This is a genomic window from Paenibacillus ihuae (genome assembly GCF_001368795.1).
GTDB classification, from domain to species: Bacteria; Bacillota; Bacilli; order Paenibacillales; family Paenibacillaceae; genus Paenibacillus_AQ; species Paenibacillus_AQ ihuae.
In genome coordinates, this window is record NZ_LN831198.1 from 2,586,635 (window position 1) to 2,589,289 (window position 2,655).

General features: G+C 44.3%; 5 protein-coding genes and 1 pseudogene. All 6 read left to right on the forward strand.

Annotation, left to right across the window (positions count from 1 at the left end; all coding sequences use genetic code 11):
• Positions 1 to 169 (forward strand): annotated as a pseudogene (locus tag AQR02_RS32430) (MBL fold metallo-hydrolase); the annotation flags it as partial.
• Positions 170 to 185: 16 nt separating this feature from the next.
• Positions 186 to 413, forward strand: a complete 228-nt coding sequence (locus tag AQR02_RS11655) for a sulfurtransferase TusA family protein (RefSeq protein ID WP_038696166.1) — start codon at positions 186 to 188, stop codon at positions 411 to 413.
• A gap of 302 nt (positions 414 to 715) precedes the next feature.
• Entirely contained in the window at positions 716 to 1,504 is a 789-nt protein-coding gene (locus AQR02_RS11660; RefSeq protein WP_038696168.1) for a sulfite exporter TauE/SafE family protein, read from the forward strand.
• Positions 1,505 to 1,596: 92 nt separating this feature from the next.
• Positions 1,597 to 2,070, forward strand: coding sequence for a DsrE/DsrF/DrsH-like family protein (locus AQR02_RS11665; protein WP_038696170.1), 474 nt, complete (start codon positions 1,597 to 1,599; stop codon positions 2,068 to 2,070).
• 71 nt (positions 2,071 to 2,141) lie between these two features.
• Positions 2,142 to 2,411 carry a metal-sensitive transcriptional regulator gene (locus AQR02_RS11670; RefSeq protein WP_038696171.1) on the forward strand — a complete coding sequence of 90 codons (270 nt, stop codon included), beginning with the start codon at positions 2,142 to 2,144 and terminating at the stop codon, positions 2,409 to 2,411.
• Positions 2,412 to 2,473: 62 nt separating this feature from the next.
• Positions 2,474 to 2,655: rhodanese-like domain-containing protein (locus AQR02_RS11675; RefSeq protein ID WP_245237347.1), on the forward strand; the 182-nt coding region annotated here is incomplete at its 3' end.

Genomic DNA, 2,655 nt, shown 5'->3' on the forward strand with positions numbered 1-2,655 from the left:
CATTCAGCACGAGGAAGAATTCCGCCGCACAGTCACCGAAAATCTGCCTCCGCAGCCAAATGCCTATCAGGAAATTCGTCAGACCAATATGGGGAAAATAACACCTAGCGAAGACGAGCAGCGGGAGATGGAAGTCGGTCCCAATCGCTGCGCGGTTCATGACAAATAAGAGGAGGAATATATAAATGAAAACAGACATTGTAGTTGATACTAAAGGAATGGCATGCCCGTTGCCTATTGTAAAGGCAAAGAAGGCTTTGGACGGATTGGAATCCGGGCAAGTTATGGAAGTTCAGTCGACAGATAAAGGCTCCATTAACGATTTCCAAGCATGGGTCAAGCAGACGAAACACGAACTTCTGAAGCATGAAGAAGACAACGGCATCTATAAATTTTTTGTAAAAAAGGTGTAGAGCAGGATAAGCGAACACGCCTGATGTGTTCGCTTATTTCAAGCCTTTATAGGTAACCCTCACTCCAAGTGTACAGTAGGCTTCTTCTCTATAATGACCTTGGGGACAGGATTTGGTAGCGCACGCGAAATTGCTTTCTGCCTGAAGTCTTTCCTGGCACACAGGGCATGTATCGGTGAACCATTTTTTTAATACCATCAGCATACTTTTATACCTCATTTCCTATGTGGTAACTATGTTTTAATTATAACCTGACTTTTGCGGATCGTATACAACAAATTCACACGATAAGGAGGCAGATTATGGATCCCTTGCTAATGATCATCATGGTTGCGCTTGGATTGATCGGCTCTTTCTTTTCAGGTTTACTTGGGATCGGAGGAGCAATTATTAACTATCCACTGCTGCTTTATGTGCCCTCTCTTCTCGGAGCGGCCCAATTTAATGCGCATGAAGTGTCATCGATCAGTATGTTCCAGGTCTTTTTTGCTTCATTAGCAGGAGTGTTGGCTTTCCGGAAAAAGAGTAAAACGGGGCCTTCTCTCGTGAACAAACGGCTCGTTTTATATATGGGCACCAGCATATTGGCTGGCAGTTTGATCGGAGGTTTTGTCTCAGGAATGCTTGAAGGGGACATCATTAACCTGATTTATGGCATCCTGGCTGTTCTAGCCGTGATCTTGATGCTGATACCGGGCAAAGGAACGGAAGAGAAGGGGAAGGATCTACAATTTAATACCTTCATTGCAATTGTATCTGCGTTTATAGTCGGAATTGTTTCAGGCATTGTCGGAGCTGGAGGAGCTTTTATTCTGATTCCGGTCATGCTCACTCTGCTCCACATTCCAGCCCGTACGACCATTGCGTCCTCACTGGCAATTGTCTTTATTTCAGCCATTGGCGGAGTGGTTGGTAAAATTACCGGAGGCGCTATTCCATTATGGCCGACACTATTTACTGTCATTGGCAGCTTGATCGGTGCACCGCTGGGTTCAAAAATAAGCGCCAAAATGAACGTAAAGCTGCTGAGATATGCTTTAATCATCCTTATCTCTTTAACCTCTGTTAAGATTTGGTCCTCTATCCTTTAGGAGGAACATGTATGAAAGATTATAAAATGTTCTTTATTCGTCATTATATACCCATAGGGGTAACTGTATATAAAAGGTGGGTCTAAATAAAAATGTCTGAACAATCTACAATTGTGCTCTTTAGCGGTGAACTCGATAAGGCGATTGCCGCTTTTATAATAGCTAACGGGGCTGCAGCTTATGATCATGAAGTGACGATTTTCTTTACCTTCTGGGGATTGAATGCCCTTCGCAAAGATGAGGTGATCCAAACCAATAAGAGCTTTCTTGAAAAAGCATTCGGCTGGATGATGCCGCGCGGCGCTAACAAGCTGGGTCTTTCTAAAATGAATTTCGGCGGGCTTGGACCCCAGATGATCAAGCATGTCATGAAGAAGCATAATGCATTGTCATTGCCACAATTGATTGAGCTTGCAAAGGAGCAAGGAGTCAAGCTTGTTGCCTGTACGATGACTATGGATCTTCTAGGTCTAAAACAGGAAGAACTGATGGACGGTATCGAATATGCAGGTGTTGCCGCTTATCTCGGCGATGCATCAAACGGAAAAGTCAACTTGTTTATATAGCGTGTATATTGAATGGTTTTGCTCTATACTATACCTATACAGGTATTGCTTATAAGAGGAGATGAACAGATATGGAATACAATTATCCCAATGAAATTAAAACCCGTTTGCGCAGAATCGAAGGACAGATTCGCGGCGTGCTGCGGTTAATGGATGAAGGTAAGTCCTGCAAAGAGGTCGTTTCACAGTTGTCTGCCATTCGCAACGCCTCCGATAGAGCGCTTGCTCAAATTGTGGCGGAGAATCTGCAGCAATGTATTTTGGAAGAACAAGCCAACGGTAATCCAGATCCGGGAAAAATGGTCAAAGAAGCTGTGGAATTGCTTGTTAAAAGCAGATGAGTGAGGAAAGACTACAGATAAACAAACACCAGGAGGATGAATACAGCATGGCTTATAAAGAAATGGCCCCTAGTGAACTAGCGAGCCGTCTTAACCAAGGTGAGTCGTTATCGGTACTCGATGTTCGTGAAGTCGAAGAATGGGAGGAAGGCCACGTTGCAGGCGCTAAGCATATTCCGCTCGGTGAACTGAATTTGAGACTGAACGAGCTTGACCCTGCACGTGAAACCATCGTGATCTGCCG